The organism is Vibrio sp. 03_296 (assembly GCF_002265885.1).
Map to the genome: position 1 here is coordinate 1 of NZ_NPKW01000674.1, position 634 is coordinate 634.

Genomic DNA, 634 nt, shown 5'->3' on the forward strand with positions numbered 1-634 from the left:
ATCCGGGCCTAAAGGGTGATACTCAGGGTACAGGTGGTAAGCCTAGCAACACTATCAACCGGTGCTGTTGTTCGTGTGCCGTTATTCATCCAAATCGGTGAAGTGATCAAAGTTGATACACGTAGCTCAGAGTACGTGGGTCGCGTGAAGTAATTTCAGCCCGATAGTTTCTAAAAAGGTCGCCTTGGCGGCCTTTTTATTTTCGGACAGAGTTTGTTTGTCGACGTGTGGTGAGGCATCTGTCATTTGGCGCTCGTTTATTGATTGTATGCATCGCCAATTTACATTTGCTAACAATAAGGGATTGGTTGCATTTCTAAGTCTCAAAATGAGTCATTTGTTTTGTTAATATCGTACTTACTTTATGGAACTGATATCACATTTATAAAACGGATGACGTTATGACGATGAAACCACTCTCTCTACTCGCCATTATTGCGAGTTCACTCAGCCTTTCAGTACAAGCTGAATCCAATACTGCTAATGCATTTTCAGTAAGTTACAATCAACCCGATAGCGGTTTGTGCCAGTTTAGCGAAGATCTTGGAGCAACCACTTTCGATGTGCGCTCAGGCAAGCTTTGGGCTTGTAGTGAAATGGGATGGGTATATTTTGAATCTGTTAGCCCATTGCA

General features: G+C 42.9%; 2 pseudogenes. Both read left to right on the forward strand.

Annotation, left to right across the window (positions count from 1 at the left end):
* A pseudogene (locus tag CIK04_RS27050) lies at positions 1-153 on the forward strand (elongation factor P); the annotation flags it as partial.
* A gap of 248 nt (positions 154-401) precedes the next feature.
* Positions 402-634: pseudogene (locus CIK04_RS27055) on the forward strand (hypothetical protein); the annotation flags it as partial.